The sequence below is a fragment of the Amycolatopsis sp. NPDC043889 genome (assembly GCF_056435645.1).
Map to the genome: position 1 here is coordinate 74,164 of NZ_JBWKEC010000008.1, position 26,736 is coordinate 100,899.

The 26,736-nt window shown below is 69.1% G+C and carries 20 protein-coding genes; 9 read left to right on the forward strand and 11 right to left on the reverse strand.

Annotated elements, in window-relative coordinates; all coding sequences use genetic code 11:
* The first annotated feature begins 29 nt into the window (after positions 1–29).
* Positions 30–980, forward strand: coding sequence for a hypothetical protein (locus tag AC0685_RS17635; RefSeq protein ID WP_340684153.1), 951 nt, complete (start codon positions 30–32; stop codon positions 978–980).
* A 5-nt stretch (positions 981–985) separates the two neighbouring features.
* Here the strand turns inward: AC0685_RS17635 and AC0685_RS17640 are convergent, their stop codons facing one another.
* On the reverse strand, positions 986–2,623 hold the full coding sequence (locus tag AC0685_RS17640; RefSeq protein WP_478226482.1) for an acyl-CoA synthetase: 1,638 nt from the start codon (positions 2,621–2,623) through the stop codon (positions 986–988).
* A 200-nt stretch (positions 2,624–2,823) separates the two neighbouring features.
* Here AC0685_RS17640 and AC0685_RS17645 point away from each other — a divergent pair, with 200 nt between their 5' ends.
* The gene (locus AC0685_RS17645) at positions 2,824–4,530 is read left to right on the forward strand and encodes a bifunctional 3'-5' exonuclease/DNA polymerase (RefSeq protein WP_478226483.1); all 1,707 of its coding nucleotides are present in this window, start codon (positions 2,824–2,826) and stop codon (positions 4,528–4,530) included.
* Positions 4,531–4,790: 260 nt separating this feature from the next.
* Here AC0685_RS17645 and hrpA read toward each other — a convergent pair whose 3' ends face one another.
* The 6 genes from hrpA to AC0685_RS17675 all read right to left on the reverse strand — a co-directional run bounded on the left by hrpA (position 4,791) and on the right by AC0685_RS17675 (position 13,569).
* Positions 4,791–8,675: an ATP-dependent RNA helicase HrpA gene (gene hrpA / locus AC0685_RS17650; protein WP_478226484.1), complete on the reverse strand. Its 3,885-nt coding sequence runs from the start codon at positions 8,673–8,675 to the stop codon at positions 4,791–4,793.
* A gap of 136 nt (positions 8,676–8,811) precedes the next feature.
* Complete coding sequence (locus AC0685_RS17655) at positions 8,812–9,975, reverse strand: lactate 2-monooxygenase (RefSeq protein ID WP_478226485.1); 1,164 nt, start codon at positions 9,973–9,975, stop codon at positions 8,812–8,814.
* 13 nt (positions 9,976–9,988) lie between these two features.
* A complete protein-coding gene (locus tag AC0685_RS17660) occupies positions 9,989–11,197 on the reverse strand; it encodes a cation:proton antiporter (RefSeq protein WP_340684157.1) in 1,209 nt (402 codons plus the stop codon).
* A 42-nt stretch (positions 11,198–11,239) separates the two neighbouring features.
* On the reverse strand, positions 11,240–11,551 hold the full coding sequence (locus AC0685_RS17665) for a hypothetical protein (protein ID WP_478226486.1): 312 nt from the start codon (positions 11,549–11,551) through the stop codon (positions 11,240–11,242).
* A 49-nt stretch (positions 11,552–11,600) separates the two neighbouring features.
* On the reverse strand, positions 11,601–12,017 hold the full coding sequence (locus AC0685_RS17670; protein ID WP_478226487.1) for a GNAT family N-acetyltransferase: 417 nt from the start codon (positions 12,015–12,017) through the stop codon (positions 11,601–11,603).
* 82 nt (positions 12,018–12,099) lie between these two features.
* Positions 12,100–13,569: an APC family permease gene (locus tag AC0685_RS17675; RefSeq protein ID WP_478226488.1), complete on the reverse strand. Its 1,470-nt coding sequence runs from the start codon at positions 13,567–13,569 to the stop codon at positions 12,100–12,102.
* Between the two features lie 189 nt (positions 13,570–13,758).
* On the opposite strand from AC0685_RS17675, the gene AC0685_RS17680 reads away from it, so the two are divergent.
* The gene (locus tag AC0685_RS17680; protein ID WP_478226489.1) at positions 13,759–14,400 is read left to right on the forward strand and encodes a GOLPH3/VPS74 family protein; all 642 of its coding nucleotides are present in this window, start codon (positions 13,759–13,761) and stop codon (positions 14,398–14,400) included.
* A gap of 187 nt (positions 14,401–14,587) precedes the next feature.
* Here AC0685_RS17680 and AC0685_RS17685 read toward each other — a convergent pair whose 3' ends face one another.
* Genes AC0685_RS17685 through AC0685_RS17695 form a run of 3 tightly spaced genes read right to left on the reverse strand, consistent with a single transcriptional unit; the run spans position 14,588 to position 16,761 of the window.
* Positions 14,588–15,580 carry a PHP domain-containing protein gene (locus tag AC0685_RS17685; RefSeq protein WP_478226490.1) on the reverse strand — a complete coding sequence of 331 codons (993 nt, stop codon included), beginning with the start codon at positions 15,578–15,580 and terminating at the stop codon, positions 14,588–14,590.
* 18 nt (positions 15,581–15,598) lie between these two features.
* Complete coding sequence (locus AC0685_RS17690) at positions 15,599–16,102, reverse strand: metallophosphoesterase family protein (protein ID WP_478226669.1); 504 nt, start codon at positions 16,100–16,102, stop codon at positions 15,599–15,601.
* The gene (locus AC0685_RS17695; protein WP_478226491.1) at positions 16,102–16,761 is read right to left on the reverse strand and encodes a GntR family transcriptional regulator; all 660 of its coding nucleotides are present in this window, start codon (positions 16,759–16,761) and stop codon (positions 16,102–16,104) included. Before AC0685_RS17695 ends, AC0685_RS17690 begins: the two co-directional genes overlap by 1 nt.
* 35 nt (positions 16,762–16,796) lie before the next feature.
* Here AC0685_RS17695 and araD point away from each other — a divergent pair, with 35 nt between their 5' ends.
* The 4 genes from araD (at position 16,797) to AC0685_RS17715 (ending at position 23,115) form a co-directional block, all read left to right on the forward strand.
* Positions 16,797–18,515, forward strand: a complete 1,719-nt coding sequence (gene araD, locus AC0685_RS17700; RefSeq protein WP_478226492.1) for an L-arabinonate dehydratase — start codon at positions 16,797–16,799, stop codon at positions 18,513–18,515.
* Positions 18,516–18,664: 149 nt separating this feature from the next.
* On the forward strand, positions 18,665–20,467 hold the full coding sequence (locus AC0685_RS17705; protein WP_478226493.1) for a VanW family protein: 1,803 nt from the start codon (positions 18,665–18,667) through the stop codon (positions 20,465–20,467).
* A gap of 81 nt (positions 20,468–20,548) precedes the next feature.
* Positions 20,549–21,760, forward strand: a complete 1,212-nt coding sequence (locus tag AC0685_RS17710) for an MFS transporter (RefSeq protein WP_478226494.1) — start codon at positions 20,549–20,551, stop codon at positions 21,758–21,760.
* Between the two features lie 140 nt (positions 21,761–21,900).
* Positions 21,901–23,115, forward strand: coding sequence for a GGDEF domain-containing protein (locus AC0685_RS17715; RefSeq protein WP_478226495.1), 1,215 nt, complete (start codon positions 21,901–21,903; stop codon positions 23,113–23,115).
* Between the two features lie 612 nt (positions 23,116–23,727).
* Here AC0685_RS17715 and AC0685_RS17720 read toward each other — a convergent pair.
* On the reverse strand, positions 23,728–25,080 hold the full coding sequence (locus tag AC0685_RS17720; RefSeq protein ID WP_478226496.1) for a TrpB-like pyridoxal phosphate-dependent enzyme: 1,353 nt from the start codon (positions 25,078–25,080) through the stop codon (positions 23,728–23,730).
* Positions 25,081–25,157: 77 nt separating this feature from the next.
* On the opposite strand from AC0685_RS17720, the gene AC0685_RS17725 reads away from it, so the two are divergent.
* Complete coding sequence (locus AC0685_RS17725; protein ID WP_478226497.1) at positions 25,158–26,042, forward strand: arginase family protein; 885 nt, start codon at positions 25,158–25,160, stop codon at positions 26,040–26,042.
* Entirely contained in the window at positions 26,039–26,728 is a 690-nt protein-coding gene (locus AC0685_RS17730) for a dienelactone hydrolase family protein (RefSeq protein WP_478226498.1), read from the forward strand. The genes AC0685_RS17725 and AC0685_RS17730 overlap by 4 nt, the downstream gene beginning before the upstream one ends.
* Positions 26,729–26,736: the final 8 nt, after the last annotated feature.

Sequence of the window (26,736 nt, forward strand, 5' to 3'; positions counted from 1 at the left end):
AACGGCAGACGGGGGCGGTCGGGCAGCATATGGTGGCGGGGAGCGCGGCGGACCGAGTGACCACGGACGATGAAGACCAGCCGCGTACCGCGTTCGCCACCGCGTTGCGATCGGCCATCGCCACCAGCGGCCTGAGTCTCGACCGTATCCAAGCCCGGCTCCTCGCGCGCGGCGCGTCGGTGAGCGTGACCGCGCTGAGTTACTGGCAATCGGGCAAACGTCAGCCGGAACGGCAGAGTTCGCTGTCCGCGGTCCGGGTCCTCGAGGAGGTCTTGGCGATCCCCGCCGGTTCGCTGCTCAGCCTGCTGCCGCCGCCGCGGCCGCGCGGGGCGTCGTCACGCCGCAGCCGGGCGACCACCGAGCAGCCGCTGACCTTCCCGCTCGAAGCGCTCCAGGCGCTGCTGGAGAAGGTCGGTGCACCCAACGCGCTCGAACAACACCATCAGCTGAAACTCGTCGGCCTGCACGACCTGTGCGAGATCGCCGAGGACGGCGGGCAACGCGCGGTGACCGCGCGGGCGGTGTTCCAGGCGGGCGCGGACGGGCAGGACCGCTGGTTGCTCGTCTACGCCCAGGGCGATCCGGAGGCCGGGCCGCCGGTACTGAACACACTGCGCAACTGTCACGTCGGCCGCGCCGAGGTCGACGATGAGCACGGGCTCACCGTCGCCGAGTTGCTCTTCGATCGGCCCATCGACCGCGGCGAGACGCATCTGATCGAGTACTCGCTGACCAATCCCGGACCGCCGTACCCGGAATGCCGGAACACGCATTACCGCGAGTTCCGGCGTCCCGTGCGCGAATACCTGCTGGAGGTCCGGTTCGCCCCGGGCACCGTCCCGGCCAAGTGCTGGCAATATTCGCGCCAAGGCACCTCGCCGATGGACCGGAAAGAGCTCAAACCGGACCAGGGCAACGGTGTCCACGCCGTCGCGCTCGACTTCGGCCCCGGCGTCTTCGGCATCGACTGGGAGTACTGATCGCCTCAGTGCAGCTTGTTGCGCAGCACCTTCCCGGTCGCGTTGCGCGGCAGCTCGTCGAGGAACTCCACGTCGCGCGGCACCTTGTACCGGGCCAGGTTGGCCTTGACGTACTCGCGCACGCCGTCGACGTCCAGCTCCGATTTCTCGGCCCGCACCACGAAAGCCTTCAGCCGCTGTCCGAACTCGGGATCGTCGACCCCGACCACGGCGGCTTCGATCACGTCCTCGCGTTCGACAAGGAGGTTCTCGACCTCGATCGGGAAGACGTTCTCGCCGCCGGAGACGATCATTTCGTCGTCGCGGCCGTCGATGAACAGCAGGCCGTCCTCGTCGAAATGGCCGACGTCACCACTGGAGAGCAGCCCGTCGATGATCTCCTTGTTACGCCCGTCCGTGTAGCCCTGGAAGCTCAGCCCGCTGCCGACGAACACCCGGCCCGTGACGTGCGGCTCGGTGATCTTCGTGCCCTTTTCGTCGTACAGCGCGACCTTGCAGCCCACCGGAGCGCGGCCGACCGTGCCCGGCGCCTTGCGCCAGTCCTCGGGCGTCGCGACCGTCGCGACCGCGACCTCGGTGGACCCGTAGAGGTTGTGCACGACGTCGCCGAACGCGGCGGTCGCGCGGTTCCCCAGATCCGGTGACAGCGCGGAGCCCGCGACGAAGATGATCCGCAGGCACGACGTGTCGTACTTCGCGCGGACCTCCTCGGGCAGGTCGACGATCCGCTGCAGCATCGTCGGCACGAGGACCAGCGTGGTGCAGCGGTTCTCCGCGACCCCGCGCAACGTCTCCTCCGGCACGAACTTGCGCCGCATGACGACCTTCGAGCCGAGCGCGAAGGACAGGATGAACTGCGACAACCCGGTGCCGTGGAACAGCGGCGCGCCCATGTAGGTCGCCTCCCCGGTCCTCAACGGGATGCGGTCGAGGAACTGCGCGGAGGCCAGCGCGGAGGTGTGCGGCCGCGGCGCGCCCTTCGGCGTCCCGGTGGTGCCGCTGGTCAGCAGGATGAACCCGCCCGGTTTGGCGGGCGCGGGCCACGGGCGGTCGTCGGTGCTGGCGACCAGTTCGGTGACGATCGGGATCTCGTGCCCGGAGAGCTCGGCGTCCGAATCGACCCACGCGAGGTAGTGGTCGACGTCGCCCTCGACCGCGTCCAGCAGGTCGGTGAACTCCTGGTCGTACACGAGCGCGGTGACGCCTTCACGCTTCGCGACGTCCGCGAGCTGTGGTTTTGCGAACCCGGTGTTCATCAGCAGCAGCTTGGCGCCGAGCTTGCCCGAGGCGAGCATCGTCAGCACGAGACCGCGGTGGTCGCGGCACAACGCGGCGATCACCGAGCCCGGGCCGAGGCCGCGTTCCGACCACGCCCTGGCCAGCGCGTTCGACTGGGTGTCGAGCTGTTTGAAGGTCAGCGGGCCGAGCTCGTCGATGATGCCGGTCGCGGTCGGGTCCCGGCGGGCGGCGATCATGTTCGCGCCGGCGAACGGGCCCCATTTGCGCACCATGACCAGCGAACGCAGGCCCTCGTCGACCCGCGGGATGGGGAGCAGGCCCGCTTGGCGCATCACGTCGATGCTGCGCACGGTCTCGGTCACCTTGCCCGCCACCAGGGTGGCGAGGCCGGTGGGGTTTCTCATCCGGGCACCTCCGTTGCTGCTGCGGCGAGACACCATGCCCCCGGCGGGTTCGCGTACCGGCGGTATGGGGTTGCTACTCGACAGTAGCCGACCGATAGCGCAGGCGCACTAGCCCTCCCCGCCCCACCACCACCCTCAACGGACAGCTGCGCTGACCTCCACACCCAAGTGACAGAAATGTCGGGGGGAACCACCACAATGTGAGTGTGCGGGCGATCGCAGGTCAAGAGGAGGATGGCGACTTCGCGATCGCTTTTTCCGGGCAGCCGCCGCGGCAGGGCATGAAGCTCCCGGAGTTCGTCGGCGAAGTACGGCGGTTGGAGGCCGAGCACTCACCCCGCTGGGTGTTCCCGTCGGTCGACGGGACGTATCCGGCGCTGATCAAGGCGGGCGTCCGGGTGCGGCGCTGTCATGACCTGGCGCTGACCGAGGGATTGCTCCTGGCCCACGAAGGCCGTCCGCAGGAGTCGCGGAGCCTCCGTGCCGCGCTGGCCAGGGCGAACGGCCAAGAGGCGCCCGCCGACGAGCCGCCGCTCTGGGCCGAGGACGACCAGCCGACGCTGTTCGAGACGCGGGGGCCGCGGCTCCCCTCCGGTGTCACGGTGATCGACGCGGCGCGCCGGGTGCTGGCCGAGCAAGAGAAGCGGGTCGCCGCCACCGAGCGCCCGGAGCGGTTACGGCTGCTCTTCGCGGCGGAGTCGGCGAGCGCGCTGGCGGCCGCCGAGATGTCGGCCGACGGGCTGCCGTGGCGGGCGGACCTGCATTTGGCGTTGCTCGCCGACCAGCTCGGGCCCCGCGTTCCGGCCGGGCACCGGCCGAAGCGGCTGGTCGAGCTGGCGGCCGAGATCAGTGCCGCGTTCGGTGGGCGTCCGGTCAACCCCGACGCTCCGGCCAGCGTCGTCCGCGCGCTCGGCAGGGAGGGCATCGAGGTCTCGTCGGCCAGGAAGTACCTGCTGCGCGACATCGACCACCCCGCCGTCCCGCCGCTGCTGGAGTACAAGGAGCTCGCGCGGCTGCATTCGGCCAACGGCTGGACGTGGCTCGACGAGTGGGTGCACGACGGCCGGTTCCGCCCGCATTACGTCGTCGGCGGGGTCGTTTCCGGCCGCTGGGCGAGCCGGGGCGGGGGCGCGCTGCAGATCCCGAAGATCCTGCGGACCTGCGTCCGGGCCGATCCGGGCTGGAAACTCGTGGTCGCCGACGCCGCCCAGCTGGAGCCGCGGGTGCTCACCGCGTTGTCCGGAGACCGGAAACTGGCCGAGGTCGCCGCGGCCACGGATCTGTACGCGAGCCTCGCCGAGGCGATGTTCTCCGGAGTGCGCCGCGTTCCGGTGCCCGCGTGGGACGACAGGGACGACCGAGACCGCGCGAAGATCGCGATGCTGTCGGCGATGTACGGCGGCACGTCCGGTGAGGCGGGACCGTTGCTGGCGTTGCTGCGCACCAGGTTCCCCGACGCGGTGTCCTATGTGGAGCGTGCCGCGCAGGCCGGGGAACGCGGTGAGCGCGTCCGGTCCCGGCTCGGCCGCACTTCGCCCGCGCCGTCCGAAGCCTGGCGAGCGCTGACCGGCGGGGTCGCGGAGGACGAGGCCGCCGAGCTGAAAGCACGCCAGGCGTCCCGCAACTGGGGCCGCTTCACCCGCAACTTCGTCGTGCAGGCGAGCGCGGCGGACATGACCGCGGTCCTGCTCGCGACCCTGCGGAGCAGGCTCCCCTCCCCCGCGCATCTGGTGTTCTTCCAGCACGACGAGGTCCTGGTGCACACCCCGGCCGAGTTCGCCGACGAGGTCTCGAAGTCCATTGTGGACAGCATGACCGAGGCGGCGCGGATGCTCTTCGGTCCCGCTTGCCCGGTCCGGTTCCCGCTGCACATCGCCGCCGTGGACACCTACGCCGACGCGAAGTGACCCCGCCCTCCATCACGCGCGACCCGCCCCCACGCACGCGAATCCCGCCCCCAAGCACGCGAGACCCGCCCCCAGGCACGCGAGTTCCGCACCCAAGCACGTGCGGCCCGTTTCCACTCCACGGAACACACGTGATCAGGCGGCGAACACGCATGATCAGGGGGCGACTCGCGTGATCACGGGGACGCGTCGCGTGACTGAAGGCGGGATTCGCGTGCTTGAGGGCGGGATTCGCGTGCTTGAAGGCGGAACTCGCGGAGTCAGGAAGAGGCGGCGTCGTCCAGTGCCTTGATGACGCGCTTCAGCGAGACGGGGTGGGCGGTACCGAGCGTCTGGGCGAAGAAGCTGACCCGCAGCTCCTCGATCATCCACCGGATCTCCCGCAGCGCGGGCGACGAGGTGCCTGGCGGCAACGCGTCCAGCGCCGCCTGGTACTCGTTGCGGAGCCACGCGATGTCGCCGGTGCGCTGGATGTCCCGCGTCGGCTCGGTCGGGAGTTTCTCCAGCCGCCGTTCGATCCCCCGCAGGTACCGGATGACGTGCTTCAGCCTGTCCTGCCCGGTTTCGGTGACGAAACCCTTGTGCACCAAGCCGTCCAGCTGCGCGCGGATATCCGCGAGCGAGTCCTTCGGGCCGCGCGTGTCGGCCAGCCGGGTTTCGACGTCGTTGGCCGCGCGCAGGATCTTCTCGACGTTGGTCAGCACGTCGAGCACCCCGGGGTTCAGCCCGGCGCGCACCTTTTCCAGCAGGACGGCGAATCCGGCCTCGTCCCAGCGCGGGCCGCCGTTGTCGGCCACGAGCTTGTCGACCGCGCAATCCACACAGTCTTCGAGCAGTGCCGCCACGGAGCCGTGCGGATTCCGGTTCAGCACGAGTTTCGACGAGTTGCCGAGGTTGCGGGTGATGAACTTCATCGGCGACGGGATGTTCAGCCGCAGCATCCGCCGAGTGCCCGCCCACATCGACTGTTCCTGCTGGCCCGGCGTGTCCAGCAGCCGCACCGCCACGGAACCGCCTTCGTCGACCAGCGCCGGATACGCCTTGACGTCGTGCCCGCGCTGCTTGCTCGCGAACACCTTGGGCAGCTCGCCGAACGCGGGCGTCGTCAGGCCCTCACGCTCGATACTGTCGGCGGCCTTGGAGATCGTCGCGCGCACCTGGCCGCTCAGATCTCGTTTGAGCGCCTCGATGTCCTTGCCCTCGGACACCTTCTTGCCGCGGACGTCGACCACGCGGAAGGTCATCTTCAGATGTTCGGGAACCGCCGACAGCTGCCAGGCGTCGTCGGGGATCACCACCCCGCGCAACGCTTCCAGCTCGTCGGCGACGACGTGCAGCAGCGGCCCCTCGGCCGGGCCGACCCGCGACAGCACCAGTTTCGCGTGGTCGGGCGCCGGCACGAAGTTGCGCCGGATCGCCTTGGGCAGCGACTTGATCAGCTGCGTCACCAGTTCTTCCCGCAGGCCGGGGACCTGCCAGTCGAAGCCGTCCGCGGTGACCTGGTTCAGCACCGGCAGCGGGATGTGCACGGTGACGCCGTCCGCGTCGGCCCCCGGCTCGAACTGGTACGTGAGCTTGAAGGTCTGGCTGTCTTGGGTCCAGAAGTCGGGGTAGTCGGCCTCGCGCACGCCGCCGGCGGTCTCGTTGATGAGCATCGTCTTCTCGAAGCTCAACAGGTCGGGCTCGGTGTGGCGCGCCTTCTTCCACCAGCTGTCGAAATGCCGCGCGGAGACGACGTCGGCCGGGACGCGCTGGTCGTAGAACTCGAACAGCGTCTCGTCGTCGACCAGGATGTCGCGGCGGCGGGCGCGGTTCTCCAGGTCCTCGACCTCGTCGAGCAACGCGCGGTTCTCGCGGAAGAAGTGGTGCCGGGTTTCCCAGTCGCCTTCCACGAGCGCGTGCCGGATGAACAGCTCGCGGCTCGTCTCCGGGTCGATGCGGCCGTAGTTGACCCGGCGGTCGGCGACGAGCGGAACGCCGTACAGGGTCACCTTCTCGAGCGCCATCACCGCGCCCTGCTTGCGCTCCCAGTGCGGCTCGGAGTAGTTCCGCTTCACCACGTGCCCGGCGAGCGGCTCGACCCACTCCGGCTCGATCCTCGCGTTGACCCGGCCCCACAGACGGGAGGTTTCGACGAGTTCGGCCGACATCACGAACCGCGGCTGCTTCTTGAACAGCGCCGAACCCGGGAACACCGAGAACCGTGCCCCGCGCGCGCCGAGATAGTCGCCCTTGACCGGATCCTTGAGGCCGACATGCGACAGCAGCCCGGCGATCAGCGACGTGTGCACGCGTTGCGGATCGACCGGGCCGGAGGTGTCGAGGGTGATGCCGAGCGGTTTGGCCAGCTGACACAGCTGGCTGAAGATGTCCTGCCATTCGCGGATGCGCAGGTAGTTCAGGTACTCGTTGCGGCACATCCGGCGGAACTGGTTGGTGGACAACGTCTTCTGCTGCTCGGTGACGTACTCCCACAGGTTCAGGTACGCGAGGAAGTCGGACGTCTTGTCCGCGAACCGCGCGTGCTGCTCGTCCGCCGCCTGCTGCTTCTCCGCCGGCCGCTCGCGCGGGTCCTGAATGGACAGTGCGGCGGCGATGATCATCACTTCGCGGACGCAGCCGTTGCGCGAGGCCTCCAGCACCATCCGCGCCATCCGCGGGTCGACCGGGAGCTGCGCGAGCTTGCGGCCGGTCTCGGTGAGCTTCTTGCCGTCGGACATCTCGAACGCCCCGAGCTCCTGCAGCAGCTGGACACCGTCGGTGACCTGACGGCGATCCGGCGGCTCCACGAAGGGGAACGCCGCGATGTCGCCGAGGCCGAGCGAGGTCATCTGCAGGATGACCGACGCGAGGTTGGTCCGCAGGATCTCCGGATCGGTGAACTCGGGCCGGGCGTCGAAGTCGTCTTCGGAGTACAGGCGGATGCAGATACCGTCGGACGTCCGGCCGCAGCGGCCCTTGCGCTGGTTCGCCGACGCCTGCGACACCGGCTCGATCGGCAGCCGCTGCACCTTGGTGCGGTGGCTGTAGCGCGAGATCCGCGCGGTGCCGGGGTCGATGACGTACTTGATGCCGGGCACGGTCAGCGACGTCTCGGCGACGTTCGTCGCGAGCACGACGCGGCGCCCGGTGTGGCGCTGGAACACCCGATGCTGGTCCGACGACGAAAGCCGGGCGTACAGCGGGAGGATCTCGGTGTTCCTGAGGTCCTGTTTGGACAGTGCGTCGGCGGCGTCGCGGATCTCCCGCTCGCCGGAGAGGAACACCAGGATGTCGCCCGGTCCCTCATGGTGGAGTTCGTCGACGGCGTCGCAGATGGCCTGCGTCTGGTCGCGGTCCTGATCGGCGTCCGGGTCGTCCGGATCGATGATCGGCCGGTAACGGACCTCGACTGGATACGTCCGGCCGGAGACCTCCACGATCGGCGCGTCGTCGAAATGCTTGGAGAACCGCTCCGGGTCGATGGTCGCCGAGGTGATGATCACCTTGAGATCGGGGCGGCGCGGCAGGAGCTGCTTGAGGTAGCCGAGGATGAAGTCGATGTTGAGGCTGCGCTCGTGTGCCTCATCGATGATCAGCGTGTCGTACTGCCGCAGCATCCGGTCGGTCTGGATCTCGGCGAGCAGGATGCCGTCGGTCATCAGCTTGACCAGCGTGTCCTGGCCGGAGTGGTCGGTGAACCGGACTTTGTAGCCGACGGCCTCGCCGAGCTCGGTGTTCAGCTCGGAGGCGATCCGGTCGGCGACCGTGCGCGCGGCCAGCCGCCTCGGCTGCGTGTGCCCGATCTGGCCACGGATGCCGCGACCGAGTCCGAGACAGATCTTCGGCAGCTGGGTCGTCTTCCCGGACCCGGTCTCGCCCGCGACGATCACCACCTGGTGGTCGCGGATGGCCTCGGCGATCTCGTCCTTGCGCTGGCTGACGGGCAGCTCTTCGGGGAACGAGATCTTCGGGACGCTGTCCCGCCGCCGGGTGATCCGGAGTTCGGCGGCCTCGATGTCGGCCTCGATCTGGGCGGCGATCGACTCGGCGTTACGCGCTTTCCGGGCACCGTCGAGCCGGCGCCGGAGGCGATGCTCGTCGCGCGACATGAGTTCGGGCAGGCGAGCGCGCAGGGCGCCGAGCGGGGAAGGTTGAGAAGCCATGACCGGCACCAGGATAGCCGTGCGTGACGATCCGGGCCTCCGAATATGCCGGAGGCGACATCACCCGGGCATTTCGTCCTCTGAATGCGGTAGTTCGTGATGCCAACTACCGCATTCAGAGGACGAAATGCGAGGGTCAGGAGCGCGTGAGGGAGGCGGGGGTGAGGTCGGCCAGGGTCCGGTGCCCGGACAGGCCCATGGTCAGGTCGAGGTCGGCGAGCAGGCCCCGCAGCACGTGCCGGACGCCGTCCTCCCCCGCGTGCGCCAGGCCGTACACCCACGGCCGCCCCACCAGCACGGCCTTGGCCCCGAGCGCGAGCGCCTTGGCGATGTCGGCGCCGGTGCGGATGCCGGAGTCGAACAGGATCTCCAGCCGGTCGCCGACGGCGGCCACGATCTCCGGGAGCGCGTCGAGCGAGGCGATCGCGCCGTCGACCTGACGGCCGCCGTGGTTGGACACGACGATCCCGTCCATCCCGGCCTCGACGGCGCGGCGCGCGTCGTCGGGGTGCTGGATGCCCTTGAGCACGATCGGCCCGTCCCAGTGCTCGCGCAGGAACGGCAGCCGGTCCCAGGTGCTGTCGGTGCCGGTGATCATCGAGATCCAGCGCAGGATCGCGGTGGGCGGGTCCTCTTCCGGCGTCTTCTCCAGCAGGCCGCGGAACACCGGGTCGCTGAGCGGGACACCGAGCCCGATGCCCTTGATGAACGGCAGGTAGGCGTGGTCGAGGTCGTTCGGGCGCCACGCGAGGGTCCAGGTGTCGAGCGTGACCACGAGCGTCGTGAAGCCCGCGGCCTTCGCCCGCGCCAGGATGCTCGCGCAGACCTCGTTGTCCGTCGGCCAGTACAGCTGGAACCAGCGCGGCCCGTCTCCACTGGCCTCGGCGACGTCCTCGATGCTCGTGGACGACGCCGTCGACATGACGTACGGCAGGCCGACCGACGCGGCGGCCCGCGCGGCCGCCGGTTCGGCGCCCTCGTGCACGATCGACTGGACGCCGACCGGCGCCAGCAGCACCGGCGCCGGCACCGGCGTCCCCAGCACCGTCGTCGACAGATCGCGTTCGGTGGCGCCGGTGAGCATCCTGGGCACGAGGCGCCAGCGGTCGAACGCCTCCCGGTTGGCACGCGCGGTGGCGCCCGATCCGGCCGAGCCCGCGACGTACCAGAACGGCCCCGGCTCGAGGATCTCCCGCGCCGACTCCTCCAGTTTCGTGGCGTCGGTGGAGCACGGCGGGAAGGTCCCGCCGAGCCCCCGCAGGTAGATCTCGTTCTGGTAGCCGCCGAACCGTTCGGTCACCCAGGCCTCCTCGTCACGTCGCCCTGGCCGGCTCGTCGCGGCGGGTCGAGCCTCGGACAATACTCGCCGGTAGCAACCAGGTGAGTTTCTCGGAGCGGATGACCGCGACTGGACCGATCACGGCCAGCAGGAGGACGTAGCCCGCGACGAACGGCGCGACCCGAGAGTCCAGCCCGGCCGCGGTCGCCATCGCCGCGAGCACGAGTGAGAACTCGCCGCGGGTGAGCACGGTGAGCCCGATGTTCACGCCGGCCTGGCGGCCGAACCCGTGCAGCCGCGCGGCCAGCGCGCCGGCTCCGAGGTTCAGCACGATCGTCAGCGCCACCGCGATCAGCACCGGCACGACCACCGAGCCGACCGCGTTCGGATCGATGCTGAGCCCGAAGATGAAGAAGAACAGCGCGCCGAACGCGTCCCGCAGCGGGAGCACCAGCTTGTGGATACGCGGCGCGACCTTCGAACCGCCGAGCATCATGCCGACCATGAACGCGCCGATGGCGTCGGACACGCCGACCTCTTCGGCGACAGCGGCACCCATCACCGCGACACCGACGAAGCAGACGGTGAGCAGCTCGTCGTCGGCCGAACCGAACAGCTTCGACACCACCCGGCCACCCCACCGGGCGAGCGCGGCCATCACGATCAGGAACGCGAAGGCCTTGCCGAAGTCGGCGAGCGCCGAACCGAAGCTCCCGGCGCCGGACAGCACCGGCTGCAGCAACGCCAGGTACAGCGCGAGGAACAGGTCCTCGATCACGATGATGCCCATGATCAGCCGGGATTCGGGATTGTTCATCCGGCGTGATTCGAGCAGGAGCTTGGTGACGATCGCGGACGACGAGATACCGATGGCACCGGCGATGACCAGCGCTTCCCTGGTCCCCCAGCCCAGCAGGAAGCCGAACGCGAGGCCGCCGCCGATGTTGAGGATCAGGTAGATCAGCCCGGACCAGACGAGCTTGCGCCCGCCCTTGGCCAGGTCGTCGAGGGAGAATTCGAGGCCGAGGTAGAACAGCAGGAAGACGAGACCGAGCCCGGCGAGCACACCGAGTTCGGCCGGATCGTCTACAAGGGACAGTCCGGGGGTGTTGGGGCCGAAGACGAAACCGGCCAGCATGAACAAGGGGATGGTCGGCAGCCCGATACGGGCGCCCGCTCTGGCGATGACACCGGCGGCGAGGAACGCCCCGCCGACGGCCAGCAAGGCATGACCGGAACTCATGGAGACCTCCGATGGTGGCTGATGCGGCGATGTGAGAACCGGTCAGCGCGGAGGAGCCCGTGCGGGCGCCTGGGGCACCGCTCGGGTGATGACGACGGGTTCGCCCTGCTCAGGGGCGTGGCCGGCGTCCGGGAGGTCGACGGTCTCCGCTTCGGCGGGAGCGTCGGCGAGGGGAACGGCTTGCCCGCCGTGGAAGGCGGGCAGCGGATGGGTCGCGAAGACGGCGACGGGATCTTCCATCGCGGTCCGCCCGTGCCCGTGGGGAACGGTCGGCGTGACGAAGGCGAAGACGAGCAAGATCAGCAGGAAGAAGACGGAACGGTGCCGCGCGGCGGGGGCACGGTTCGTCGTCATCTGCCCGCCACTTTACCAGTCCTTTATAGACATATCGACGAGAGATCTGTCACGGCTCGCGCCACATCGGCCGCATCGGCGGCCCGCCCTCGACCGCGAAAGCCGGTCCGTGATCGCGGAAACCCAGCCGCCGGTACAGTTTCGCGCTTTCCGCGCTGCTCGCCTCCAGGTACGCGGGCACCGCGCCGTAGCGGTCGAGCCCGTGCTTCAGCAACCGTGCGCCGATCCCTTGCCGCCGCGCGGTCTCGCGGACGCCGATGAACTGCGCGTGGTGGTACTCGCCGCTGGGAGCGTGCTCCGTCATCAGCTCGAACAACGCCGTCAGCCTGCCGATTTCTTCCCCGGTGAGCCCGGCGAACGCGTCGTCGTCCAGGTCCTCCTCTCCGGCCGGCGTCCAGAGGACGGCGCCGGACAGGTCGCCGGTGACGTCGCCACCGCGCGGCGCTCGTCCCCTGGGAAGACCCACGCGCTGACCGGGTCGTCGTGGAACGCCTCGGCAAGCACGTCGACCACGGTGTCCATTTCGGACGGTTCGGCGGCCCGGACGATCATCGCCCCGCTCTCAGCGCGACGGGTTCGTCCTCTTCGAGCGGACCGCCGATGGCGACGTACGTCTCGGGATCCTTTGTCCGCAACACTTCCGCGCGCAGGAAGCCGGCCAGTGCCGCGACGAGCACGAGACCGGGCAGCCCCCAGCGCAACAGGAACGTCCCGGCCGGACCGAGCAGCAGATCGAAGTTGAGCAGGATCAGCGCGAGGACGGCCGACAGCGCGAGCATCGCCGCCCCCGGCGCGATCCAGCGGCGCCAGGCGTTTTCGGCGTCGCGGCGCCGTTTGAAAAAGCCGATCACCGAAAGGGAGACGGCGATCATGATCACCACGACACCGGTGGACGCCGTCGTGCCGAGCCAGGTGAACAGTTCGGTCACCGGATCGCGGCCCGCGATCGCGAACAGCGCCACGATCACCAGCGCGAGCGCGGTCTGCGTGAGCGAACCGGCCACCGGCGCGCCGGTGCGTTTGCTGGTCTTGGCCAAAGAGCGCGGCAGCAGTCCTTCCCTGCCCAGCGCGAAGAAATACCGCGCGACGGCGTTGTGGAAGCTCAGCAGCGCCGCGCACTGGCCGGTCACGAACAGCGTGTACGCGACATCGGAGAACGTCTCGCCGAGGTGCTCGCCCGCGAGGTTGAACAGCACGTCCGGGCCCTGCGCGGCCGCGGTGGTGACGATGACGTCCGGCCCGGTCGCCACCGCCAGCGCGAGCGACGAGACGACGTAGAGCACCGCGGTGAGCCCGATCGCCGCGTACGTCGCGCGCCCGACCGTGCGGCTGGGTTCCCGGGTCTCCTCGCCGTAGGTCGCCGCGCCCTCGAAGCCGATGAACGCGGCGGCGGAGAACGCGAACACCGCGCCCACACCGGTGGTGAACAGGCTCGACGGCTCCAGCGGGGCCCAGGAAACGGTGCCACCGGCCGGATTCGCGAACAACGCGATGTCGACGATCGCGACGACGGCGACTTCGAGGCACAGCGCCACGCCGAGCACCTTGGCGTTGAGATCGACCCGCAGGACGCCGAGCGCGCCGATGATCAGCACCATCACCAGCGCGCACAGCCACCACGGCGGCGGGGATCCGGTGAGCGTGCCCAGCCAGGTCGACACCGACCAGCCGAACAGACCGTAGATGCTGATCTGGATGGCGTTGTAGGAGATCAGCGTGACGAACGCGATCCCGGCGCCGGTGGATTTGCCGATCCCGTTGGCGACGTAGGGGTAGAACGCGCCCGCGTTGGTGATGTAGCGGCTCATCGCGGCGTATCCGACCGCGAACAGCCCCAGGATCGGGGCGAGCAGGAGGAACGACAGCGGCACACCGATGCTGCCGGTGACCGCGTAGTTGGTCGGGACCCCGCCCGCGATGGCGAACAGCGGGCCCGCCGCGGCCACCACGAAGAACACGATCTGGGCGGCTCCGAGCCGTCGATGGCCGAGACCGCGCCGCGGTCTTTGCGTACCCATGAACCCGTCCCCCCGGACGTCGGTTTGGCGCTGAAGATTCTTGATCTTGCGAGAGCCATCCCACCCTAGGGCCGGCCACTTCGGCGAGGTACGTCCGTTCAGGCTAAAAACGGGCCTCGGGTCGCAGTGGTCCGCGCGCTACCGCTACTTTGGCCGTCCCGCACTACAACGCCGGAGGGCGTGCCATTCATGCGTCGGCTGACCTTGGTCGATTCCCTGTTCTTTCTCGCCCACGACGAGTTCACCGGAAAACCCGCGCTGCGCGGCACGGGACTCGGCATCGGAATTGCCGGTTCCGCGCTCTGTGATCTCCTCCTCGCCGAGCGGATCACCGTGGAACGCAAACGAATCCGGCCGCTTTCGCGCCGCGGCCTCGCCCATCCACCGCTGGATCGGGTGTTCTCGGAAATCCTCCGCGAACCCGAGCGGCACACCGTCCGGGAATGGGTCGGCCATCTCCGCCACGATCTCGGGGGAACGGTCGCGGTGAACCTGCTCGCCGCGGGAGTGATCGACCGCGAAACCGACCGGATGCTCCTGCGGAAGAATCACCGGTATCCGCCACGGGATCTGCTGATGTCGACGGCCGCGCGCAGCAAGGTGCGGGCGGCCGTCCTCGGCACCGACCAGCCGGATCCGCATTCGGTCTGCCTGGCCCTGCTGGCCTGGACCATCGGTCTCGACGATTTCTGCGAACCGGAACTCGACCGCGCCGGCCTGCGGGCCTGGGCCGGGTCCACGCACCGGGAACTCCCGAAGGCGCTCGCCGAACTGATCTCGGGGGTGGACGCGGTGAGCGCCGCCGTCGTCTACACCGGCGACAGGCGATGACCCCTCGTGACTGGAGGGACGACACGACCGCGGCCGGGTTCCGCCACGAGTCGTCCGCCCGAACACGCGAAACCGCCACCCGCGCACCGGCAGAACCTACTAAGCGAGCGTGGCGGTCCCAGAGGTAGTGAAGGCCTCCTTCCCTACCCTCAAGGTAGGCAAGGAGGCCTTCACGGACCGGCCCGACTCACGAGGCCAGCAGGTCCTCCGCGGTCCGCGTGTTGATCACCCGGTCCGGCTCGATCCCCAGCTCGGTGGCCCGCGCGCAACCGTAGACCAGCCAGTCCAGCTGCCCCGGCGCGTGCGCGTCGCTGTCGATCGCGAAGTCGCAACCCAGGTCCACGGCCAGGTTCAGCAAGCGGGTCGGCGGGTCACGGCGCTCGGGACGCGAGTTGATCTCGACGGCGACCCCGTTGTCCCGGCACGCGGTGAACACCGCCTCCGCGTCGAACTCCGACTCAGGCCGCTTTCCACGGCCTCCCATCACCAACCGCCCAGTGCAGTGACCGAGCACGCGAACCCGCGGATGCCGCACCGCGGCGATCATCCTCGGCGTCATCTCCTTCGCGGGCATCCGCAGTTTCGAGTGCACGCTCGCGACGACGAAGTCCAGCTGTTCCAGCAGTTCTTCCTCCTGGTCCAGCGTGCCGTCGAGGAGGATGTCGACCTCGATACCGTGCAGGATCCGGAACGGCGCCATCGTCTCGTTCAGTTCCGCGACGACGTCCATCTGCCGCCGCAGCCGTTCCGGCGAAAGGCCGTTGGCGACGGTCAGCCGCGGTGAGTGATCCGTCAGCACCATCCATTCGTGGCCGAGCGCGCGGGCGGCCTCCGCCATCTCCTCGATCGGGCTTCCGCCGTCGGACCAGTCCGAATGGGTGTGGCAGTCGCCGCGCAACGCCGCCCGCATCGGGCCGCCGTCGGGCAGCTTCGGCTCGCCGAGCTTCTCGAAGTACGCGGGACGGCGTCCGGCGAGGACGTCTTCGACGACGGCCGCGGTCGCCTTGCCGATATTCGGCAACGCGGTCAGCGTGCCCGCCTCGGCGCGTTTGCGCAGGTCGTCGGGCTTGACCTTGGCGATCACCGAAGCCGCCTGCCGGAACGCCCGAACCCGGTAGGTCGGCTCGCCCGCGCGCTCCAGCCGGAACGCGATCTCCCTCAACGCCTGCGCCGGTTCCATGGCTACCTGTCTACCCGGTCAGCGGCGAGGCGGCAGCTCATGAAGAGCTACGTCGTGCAGCTCGCCGTCGCGGATCTCGGCGGTCTGATAGGTGCAGAACGGCTGACGCCGCCGGTCGGTCGGCGAGCCGGGGTTCAGCAGGCGCAACCCCTTCGGTGTGACCGTGTCCCAGGGGATGTGGCTGTGCCCGAACACGAGGACGTCGGTGTCCGGGAACTGTTCGTCACAGCGGCGCTCACGCCCCTGCTTACCGCCGGTTTCGTGGATGACCGCCAGGCGGACGCCGTCGAGGTCCGCCCGTGCGATCTCGGGGAGCCGCACCCGCAGGTCCTCGCCGTCGTTGTTGCCGTAGACCCCGATGAGCCGCTCGCTCCGGGCCTCGAGTTCGTCGAGCAGGGCGACCTCGACCCAGTCACCGGCGTGGATGACGACGTCCGCCGCCTCGACCTCGCGCCAGACTTGGGCCGGCAGCACCTTCGCGCGCTGAGGCAGATGCGTGTCGGCGATGAGCAACAAGCGCATCATTCGTCGCCGATGGTCTCGAGGATCCGGTCCAGGAAGTCGCCGATGTGGGCGCGCAGCAGCCCCGCCGCGCCGTCGGCGTCACCTTTCTTCGCCGCCGCCAGCACCGCCTTGTGCTCGGCCCATTCCCTGCGCCAGCTGGGATTCGCCGCCCAGCCGACCACGCTGATCAGCGCCGCGCGGTCCTTGAGGTCGTCCAGCATCGAGACCATCAGCGGATTGCCGCAGCCGCTGTAGAGCGCGCGATGGAACCGGCGGTTGAGCAGGCTGAGCGCCGCCTGATCCTTGGCCGAGATCGCCGCCGACGCTTCCTTCAACGCCTCCGCGGCGTCTTCGAACAGGTCCGGCGAGCGGCGTTCGACCGACCGGCGCACGGCCTCGGGCTCCAGCACCATGCGAACGTCGTAGACGGACTTCGCCAGCTCCGCGTCGACCACGCACACCGAAGCGCCCTTGTACGGGCTGAAGGTCACCAGTCCCGTGTTCGACAGCACCTTGAGCGCCTCACGGACCGGCGTCTTCGACACCCCGAGCCGGGCCGCGAGTTCGGCTTCGACCAGTGGCTGGCCGGGCTTCAGCTCCCTGGTGAGGATGCCGCGGCGGATCTCTTCGAGCACCACTTCGGTCCGTGAAGCGGGCAGGCTGAAGGTCGAAGGCATGGGGCGATCATATATGAGATGCCATACTCACGGTCATGAGGAACCCTGAGGAACTCCGAAGCCACCGCTGGTTCGGCGGCGACGAACTGCGCGGTTTCAGCCACCGGGCCCGGAGCAGGCAACTCGGCTACAACCCGGAGGAGCACCTCGGGAAACCCGTCATCGCGATCCTCAACTCCTGGAGCGACATCAACCCCTGCCACATGCATCTGCGAGAGCGGGCGGAACAGGTCAAACGCGGGGTGTGGCAGGCGGGCGGCTTCCCGCTGGAGTTCCCGGTCGCGACCCTGTCGGAGACCTTCCAGAAGCCGACACCCATGCTCTACCGGAACCTGCTTTCGCTGGAGACCGAAGAGATCCTGCGGTCCTACCCCGTCGACGGAGCGGTCCTCATGGGCGGCTGCGACAAGACGACACCGGCGTTGCTGATGGGCGCGACGAGCGCGGGACTGCCCGCGATCTTCGTCCCCGCCGGCCCGATGTTGCGCGGGCATTGGCGGAACGAAGTGCTCGGCAGCGGCACCGACATGTGGAAGTACTGGGACGACAAGCGGGCCGGGCTGATCGGCGACGAGGAACTGTCCGAATTGGAGCGTGGGCTGGCCCGTTCTCCCGGAACCTGTATGACGATGGGAACCGCGTCCACCATGATGTCGGTCGCGGAGGTGCTCGGCCTGACCTTGCCCGGCGCCACGTCGATCCCCGCCGTCGACTCGGCGCACCACCGCATGGCCGCGGCGAGCGGCGCGCGCGTCGTCGAAATGGTGTGGGAGGACCTCACCGTCACGAAGATCCTCGACGAGCGCGCGTACGCCGACGCGATCACCACCGTGCTGGCGCTCGGCGGCTCGACCAACGCCGTCATCCATCTGATCGCGATGGCCGGGCGCGCGCGGATCCCCTTGTCCGTCGACGATTTCGACGCGATCGCGCGCCGGGTCCCCGTGCTGGCGAACATCCGCCCCGGCGGTGACTGGCTGATGGAGGACTTCTACTACGCCGGCGGGCTTCCCGGCCTGCTCTCCCGGCTGACCGACCTGCTGCACACCGATCGGGTCACCGTCACAGGCCGGACTCTCGGCGAAAACCTGGCTTCGGCGCGGGTGCACGACGACGACGTCATCCGTACGCGTGACAACCCGGTCGCCGCCGAGGGAGGGGTCGCGGTGCTTCGCGGCAATCTGGCGCCGTCGGGCGCGGTGATCAAGCACATCGCCGCCGATCCCCGGCTGCTCGTCCACACCGGACCCGCGGTGGTCTTCGACGACTACGAGGACTTGAAGAACCGCGTCAACGACCCCTCGCTCGGCATCACCGAGGATTCGGTCCTCGTCCTGCGCGGATCCGGCCCGCTCGGCGGCCCGGGGATGCCCGAATACGGGATGCTGCCGCTGCCGGATCACCTGCTGGCCAAGGGCGTCCGGGACATGGTCCGCGTTTCCGACGCCAGGATGAGCGGCACCGGTTACGGCGCGTGCGTGCTCCACGTCGCGCCGGAATCCCACGTCGGCGGGCCGCTCGCGCTGGTCCGCGACGGTGATCGGATCACTTTGGACGTCCCTTCGCGACGGCTGAGCCTCGACGTCGATGATGCGGAATTGCAACGTCGCCGGGCGGAGTGGACCACACCCGCCCCGCGGTACGAACGGGGTTACGGCGCGTTGTACGCCGAACACATCACGCAGGCCGACGAGGGCTGTGACTTCGACTTTCTCGCCAGAGTGGGTGAAAATCCCGAACCTGACGCCCAGTGACCACCCGACGGAGTGGCCCGCTCACCCAACCGGGCGAGTTGCACGACCACAAAACGCGCCCCGTATCTTGAACCTACGTCCGGAACGTGTGGAAGGCCCGGACGTTGGATCACGACGCCCGGCTACGCCGGACCGTGGAGGGTGGAGAGTTGCCGCAGGAACCGCGCTGGCCCGAGTCCCACGCTGAGCAGACGGACATTCTCCCGGTCGTCACGCCCGGGTTCGCGGAGTCTGCCACGCCGGAGGAGCCCGCGCCACCGAAGCGCCGTCGCAGCTACCGCAAGGCCGCCTTCATCGGCGGCGGCGTGTTCGGCCTGCTGGTCGTCGCGTACGCCCTCGACGTGCTGGTCTCCCAGGGCAGCGTCCCCCGCGGCGTCACCGTCGCCGGGGTCGACGTCGGCGGGATGGACCGCGCGGCGGCCGAGACGGAGCTCCGCGGCGGCATCGAGCCGCGGCTGACCAGGCCGGTGAAGGTCGTCGCGGGCGACGCCGAGGAGTCGCTGGCGCCGAACAACGCGGGGCTGCGCCTCGACTGGCCCGCCACCCTCGACCAGGCCGGTGACCAGCCGCTGAACCCGTTCACCCGGATCGCGTCGTTCTTCTCGACCACCGAGGTCGGTGTCGTCACGCAGACCGACGACGCCAAGCTCACCTCCGCGCTGGAGAACCTGCGCGACAAGGTCGATCGCGACCCGGTCGAGGGCACCGTGCGCTTCGAGGAGGCCGAACCGGTCGCCGTCGAGCCGAAGACCGGGCAGAAGCTCGACGTCGAAGCCGCCAAGAAGACCATCCTGGAGCGTTGGGCCGGCGGCGAGCCGCTCACGCTCGCCGTCACCCAGACCCCGGTCAAGGTCTCACCGGAGGCCGTCCACGCCGCTCTCGAGCAGATCGCGAAGCCCGCCGTGGCGTCGCCGATGGTCGTCAAGGGCGAGGGCAAGGACGCGATCGTCAAACCCGAGCAGATCGCGGCCGCGCTGACCTTCGAGCCCGTCGACGGCGGCGTGCTGAACCCGAAGGTGGACAACAACAAGATCATCGAGGCCGCGGGCCCGCAGCTGAAGTCCACCGAGAAGGAGGGCAAGGACGCGCAGATCGTCTTCGAAGGCGGCAAGCCGACCGTGCAGCCCTCCGAGGACGCCAACGTCGTCGACTGGGAGCCGAGCCTCAAGCCGGTGCTCGACGTGCTCAAGCGCGCCGCTCCCCGCGAGCTGCCCGTGACCTACAAGAAGACCCCGGCCAAGGTGACCACCGAGCAGGCGAACCAGCTCGGCATCAAGGAGGTCGTCAGCGAGTTCAAGACCGGCGGGTTCGCGCCGGACTCGGGGACGAACATCCGGGTCGTGGCGCAGAAGGTCAACGGCGCCATCGTGAAGCCGGGAGAGACGTTCAGCCTCAACGGGTTCACCGGGCCGCGCGGCGCGGCACAGGGTTACGTCGAGGCCGGTGTCATCAAGGACGGCGCGCCCGGCCGCGAGGTCGGCGGCGGGATCTCGCAGTTCGCGACGACGCTGTACAACGCCTCGTACTTCGCCGGTATGAAGGACACCGAGCACAAGGAACACAGCTACTACATCAGCCGTTACCCCGCCGCGCGCGAGGCGACCGTGTTCCAGAACCACAACGGCGGCAGCGTGATCGACCTGAAGTTCACCAACGACACGGACACCGGTGTCGCGATCCAGACCATCTGGACGCCGTCGGACATCACGATCCGGCTGTGGGGCACCAAGAAGTACACCGTCGAGTCGATCCCCGGCGGCCGCACCAACTCGTCCGAGCCGCCGACGAAGCCCGGCCCCGCCGAGAACTGCAAGCCCAGCAACGGCGCGCCCGGCTTCACCACGTCGGACACCCGGGTCATCAAGGACGCCGCGACCGGCCGCGAGATCCGTCGTCACACCAGGAACGTGCACTACAACCCGCAGCCGAAGATCACCTGCGGCACGGAATAGCGGTCCCTAGCGGCGGTTCACCACCCGCGTCCGGAGCGGTACGCTCGGTGACTCACCCGACCTGGCGGGGGTGGTCACCTCGTGGAGTCCAAGGCGACCTTCCGGCAGATCCTCGCGGTCGGCGAACTGCGGGCGATCTGGTTCGCGGAACTCCAGTCGATCCTCGGTGACCAGGTGGCCAGGGTCGCCCTGTCGGTGCTGGTGTTCGAGCGAACCGGTTCGGCGACCTGGCCCGCGCTGACCTACGCGCTCACCTATCTGCCCGATCTGATCGGCGGGCCGCTGCTCGGCGGTCTGGCCGACCGGTTCCCGCGCCGCGCGGTGATGGTCTGCTCCGACGTCGTCCGCGCGCTCCTGGTCGCGGTGCTCGCCGTCCCCGGCATCCCGTTGCCCGTGCTCGCCGCCGTGCTCGTGGTGGTGCAACTGGCCAACGCGCCGTTCACCGCCGCGCAGGCCGCGGTCCTGCCGTCGGTGCTCAGCGGGGATTCCTACGTCCTCGGCCAGTCCCTCATGAAGATCACCAACCAGGTCGGCCAGCTCGCCGGATTCGCCTTGGGCGGCGCGGTGATCGCCGCGATCGGGCCGGGCCGCGGGCTGGCACTGGACGCGGTGACGTTCGGTGTCTCGGCGATCGTCCTGCGGCTGGGCGTCCGCGCCCGGGCGGCTTCGGGAGCGAGCGGACCGGCGACGTCGACCCTGCGGCGGCTTTCGGCCGGTGCCAGGACGATCTGGCACGATCGACGGCTGCGCGCGCTGGTCGGGCTGGCGTGGCTGGCAGGGTTCGTGATCGTGCCGGAAGGGCTCGCCGTGCCCTACGCCGCGGAGATCGGCGGCGGCGCGGCGACGGCGGGACTGCTGCTCGCGGCGCATCCCGCGGGGATCGTGCTCGGGGTGTTCGCCTTGGGCCGTCTGGTGCGGCCCGAAGTCCGGTTGCGCATGGTCGGCGGGCTGGCGCTCGGCGCGATCGTGCCGCTCGCGGCGTTCTGGTTCCGGCCCTCGCTCCCCTACGCCGCCGGACTGCTCATGCTGTCCGGGATGTGCGCGGCCTACCAGGTCACCGCGAGCACCACGTTCATGCGGCTGGTCCCCGACACCGAACGAGGCCAGGCGTTCGGCCTCGCCGGGTCGGGACTCATCGCCGTGCAGGGAATCGGGCTGATCGCCGGCGGCCTGCTCGTCGGCGTGCTCGGTTCACCCGCGACGACGGTCTCGGTCATCGCACTCGCCGGTCTCGTAGTGGCTGTTCCGGCCACCCGGGCTTGGCGCCACGTGGCCCCGCTTCACCCCCTTTGACCGGAACGGGGTATTCACCAGTTCTGCCCGCGCATGGAGCTCACCCCCTCCACTTCCCCGATCCGGTCACGCGTGGTGCACCCCCCGCCTACCCATACAGCGTAGTGACACCTAGTATCCAACCGATTACGTTCGTCTCCGTGGCGCTAACGAATTGGGCGCTGTGGCGGCTACCCAACCGCGGCTTGATCGGCTTCGTCCTCCTGGTGGACGTCGCGGCGATCGCCGGATCCGCCTGGTCTTTTCTCTGGATCCCGTTCACTCGGGGCGACGCACTCCCCTTCGCGATCCTGATCGTCAGTGCCGTGGCGTACACGGAGTTGTCGCGTCCGGTCGAGCGGGTGCGGGAACGGTTCGCGGGAACGCCGCACATCTCGCTCGACAGCGTGTGGACGTTCGCGGCCGTGCTGCTGGTGCACCCGGCGCTCGCCGCGCTGGTCATCGCCGTGTCGTTCTTCTACCGCTGGTTCCGCGGGCAGCCGAACCCGTTGTTCCGGCGGATGTTCTCCACCTCGGCGACCGTGCTCTCGGGGTTCGCGGCCGCCGCCTTCCTCTCCCGGTACGCGGCCCCGTTCGACATGCTCCCCCGCGACATCTCCGCATTCGGGTCGATCGTCACGGCGGGCGGGGTCTTCCTGCTGGTCAACACCGTGCTCATGACCATCGCGGTGCACTACGGCACACCGCACGAGCGGCTGCGCGACGCGCTGGCGAAGCCGTTCGAATACGCGCTCGAAGCGGCGACGATCGCGCTCGGCGTCATCGTCGCGTGGGCTTTGCGGGACTGGCCGGTGATGCTGCTGCTGGTCGTCGGGATCACGCTGGTGCTGCACCGCGGCGTCCTGCTGCGGCAACTGAAACGGCAGGCGCGCAGCGACGCCAAGACCGGACTGCTCAACGCCAAGGCGTGGCGCGAAGCGGCGGCCGACGAACTCGACCGCGCGCGGCGCGCGGGGCGGCACACCAGCCTGCTGATGGTCGACGTCGACCGGTTCAAACTGATCAACGACCGGCACGGGCATCTGGTCGGCGACCGGTATCTGGCGGCGATCGCGGAAACGCTGCGCACCGAGGTGCGCGGCACGGATCTGGTCGGGCGGTTCGGCGGTGAGGAGTTCGTCGTCCTGCTGCCCGGCACCCCCGCCGTCCACGCCCACGCGATCGCGGAACGGATCCGGTCGAGCGTGGCTTCGCGTGCCGGTGACCTGCCCGAGCACGTCACCGTGTCGATCGGCCTCGCCGACCGGCCGGGCGTGACCGACCTCGACGCGGTGCTCGCCGTCGCGGACCGGGCACTCTATGAGGCGAAGAACACCGGGCGGAACCGGACGTCGGGCTACCAGGTGACCGGCTGACCCTCCCCCACGCGTTTCGTCCTCTGAATGCCTAAAGAGACCTGACACGCCTGCTCGACTGTCCACAGGGGACACACCTGAGATGACAGTGCTCCACTTGGGCAGTTCGCGGTTTCTTCACTGTCGTGAGTGATAAAGAGGGTTCCAACGCAAGGTCACGTAGCTTAAGTTGATCTTGGGCGAGGTTGACAGGTGAGTGAAGGCCCTGGTCGTGGGTCGGGTTGGTCGTGAGTGGCGTTTCGGGTTCTCACCCGAAACGCCACTCACGACCCCCTCGTGAACTCGACCATCCGGGCATCAATCAGACATTGAGTCAGCGAAAATGTCCTTGGTGGACACTGAGAGGCGCAGTCGGCTCCATCCAAGATCAACTTAAGCTCCGTGGCATTGGGTTCCGACGCTCTTCATCACTCACGACCTCAGTCACGAAAGGTACACATATACATGAACCGGGCATTCCAGCGTGGAATAGTGTCTCTTGTGGACAATCAGGACACGGTCGGCTCACGTCGGGCCACGAGGTGACCGGCTGACTCACTTTCGAGTGTCAGGAAAGGGTCGTTCAGGACGAAAAACGTCAGGAACGACCCTTTCATGACATCCGCGTGAGGACTAAGGGAGGCCGGCGAGGGACTTCTCGAGGACCTCGTCGGACAGCGCGTGGTCGGAGATGTCGCCCGCCAGGTACGCGCCGTACGCCGGGAGGTCGAGGTGCGCGTGCCCGCACAGCGCGGTAAGAATCACCTTCTCATCCCCGGTTTCCTTGCACCGCAACGCTTCCTGGATGCACGCGGCGAGCGCGTGAGTCGGCTCGGGCGCGGGGATGATGCCCTCCGCGCGGGCGAACCGCACGCCTGCCGCGAAGCAGTCCTCCTGCCCGATGGCGACCGCGTCGATCAGCCCGAGTTCGTAGATATGCGAGATCAGCGGCGACATCCCGTGGTAGCGCAGGCCGCCGGCGTGGATCGGGTCGGGGATGAAGTCGTGACCGAGCGTGTGCATCTTCAGCAACGGCGTCAACCCGGCGGTGTCCCCGAAGTCGTACGCGTACTTCCCACGGGTGAGGGTCGGGCAGGCGGCCGGTTCGACCGCGCGGATCACCGGGTCCATCCGCCCGGCGAGTTTTTCGCGCAGGAACGGGAAGGCGAGCCCGCCGAAGTTGGATCCGCCGCCGGTGCAGCCGACGAGGACGTCCGGGGTGTCCCCGGCCAGTTCGAACTGCTTGAGCGCCTCTTCGCCGATGATCGTCTGGTGCAGCAGCACGTGGTTGAGCACGCTGCCGAGCGCGTAACGCGTGTTCTCCGCCCGCGCCGCCTGCTCGACCGCCTCGCTGATCGCGATGCCGAGGCTCCCGGTCGAGTCCGGGTCCGCGGCCAAGATCGCACGGCCGGATTCGGTCAGCTCGGACGGGCTCGGATGCACCGTCGCGCCGAAGGTCTCCATCATCAGCTTGCGATACGGCTTCTGGTCGAACGAGGCGCGGACTTGCCACACCTCACACTCGAGCCCGAAAGTGGCGCACGCGAACGCGAGCGCGCTCCCCCACTGCCCGGCGCCGGTTTCCGTGGTCAGCCTCGTGACACCCTCCGCCGCGTTGTAGAACGCCTGCGGGACCGCGGTGTTGGGTTTGTGCGAGCCGACCGGGCTGACACCCTCGTACTTGTAGTAGATGCGAGCGGGAGTGCCGAGCGCCTTCTCCAGCCGCCTCGCGCGGAACAGCGGCGACGGCCGCCAGAGCCGGTAGACGTCGAGGACCTCTTCCGGGATGTCGATGTATCGTTCGGTGCTGACTTCCTGGGCGATGAGCGCCTGCGGGAACAGGGGCGCGAGATCGTCCGGGCCGACCGGTTCACGGGTGCCCGGATGCAACGGCGGCGGTGGCGGCTCCGGCAGATCCGGGACGACGTTGTACCACCTGGTCGGCATGTCCGCTTCGTCGAGGATGTATTTCGTCCGCTCCGCCATTGAGCCTCCTCTGTCCGTCCCCTTCAACCTAAAGGGACGGACGGCGTCGCACCAGGCGTCACTACTACGGTGGGGGCATGGGGAATTTCGTACTGCTCGACGCACCGTCCAATCTCGGACTGCGCCCGCCCGCCGAAGGTGTGGTCCCCGGCTGCTACAAGGCTCCAGGCGCGCTGCGTGACCACGGCCTGCTCACCCGTTTGGGCGCGAGGGACGGCGGGGTCGTCACCCCGCCGCGGTATCTGCCCGCTTGGTCGCCCGGCAGCGGCGTACGCAACGCGGCCGGGATCGCGACCTACACCGCGGCCCTCGCCGGACGGCTGGCGAAGATCCGCGCGGACGGCGGCTTCCCGGTGGTACTCGGCGGCGACTGTTCGATCGCGCTCGCCGCCATGCTGACTCTGCGTCGCGAAGGACGCTTCGGCATCGTCTACTTCGACGGGCACGACGACTTCCGGCATCTCGGCAATTCCGACCACGTCGCCTCGGTCGGCGGTGAGGCCCTCGCCGTCGTCACCGGCCGTGGCCAGCCGGAACTGGCCGATGTGGACGGTCTGGGTCCTTACGTCCGGGACGAAGACGTCCTCGTGCTCGGAGTCCGTGCGGAGGAGTCCGCCGAGGCGCGGGAAGCCGGGCTTCGCGTCGTCACGAGCCAGGAGATCATGGCGTCCGGCACCGGCGGCGCGCTCGCCGCCGCCCGCGAGATCTTCGCGCCGCTGGACGGTTTCTGGATCCACATCGACATCGACACGCTCGATCCGGAATTCGTATCCGCTGTGGACAGTCCCGATCCCGGCGGGCTCAGCCCGGACAACCTCGTCGAACTGCTCCGCGGCCTGCTCGCCATCCCCGGCGCCGCCGGGCTGGAGCTGACCATCTTCGATCCCGACCTCGACCCCGATGGCACACAGGCCGCCCTGGTGGCGGACTGCCTCGTGCGCGCACTGGAAGGAACCCGATGACCAAGGTCACCGTCGCCGACGGCTCGTTCGACGCCCCGCTCTGGCTGCCCGAATCCGGCTCCGGCCCGGGTCTGGTGCTGATCCAGGAGATCTTCGGTCTCGACGACTACCTCAAGTCGGTCGCCGCCGACCTGGCCGCCCTCGGCTATGTCGTCGCCGTGCCCGAACTGTTCTGGCGGATCTCCCCCGGCTGGTCGGCCACGCACGACGAAGCCGGGGTCTCGGCCTCGATGGCCGTCGCCGGCCAACTCGACCCGGCACGCGCCGTCGGTGACGTGCTCGCGACACTCGCGACGCTGCGCGGGCTGCCCGAAACCGAGGGCCGCGCGGGCGTCTTCGGCTTCTGCCTCGGCGGTTCGATGGCCTTCGCGGCCGCCGCCGAGGGCGACCCGGACGTCGCGGTTTCGTACTACGGCTCGCGCGTTCCGGAGCAACTTCCCTTGCTGGACGAGATCACCTGCCCGATCCAGTTCCAGTTCGGTGGCGCGGATCCCTACATTCCCGTCGAGGGGGTGCGGAAGCTGGCCGAGGCGGTGGCTTCCCACGACGGGGCGGAGATCCACATCCACGAGGGCGCGGGGCACGCGTTCCACAACCATGTGGCGCCGATGTTCCATCAGCCGGAGCCCGCCGCGGCGGCTTGGGCGCTGACGCTGGAGTTCCTCGGGCGGACCTTCCCCGCGTGAGCTCGCGC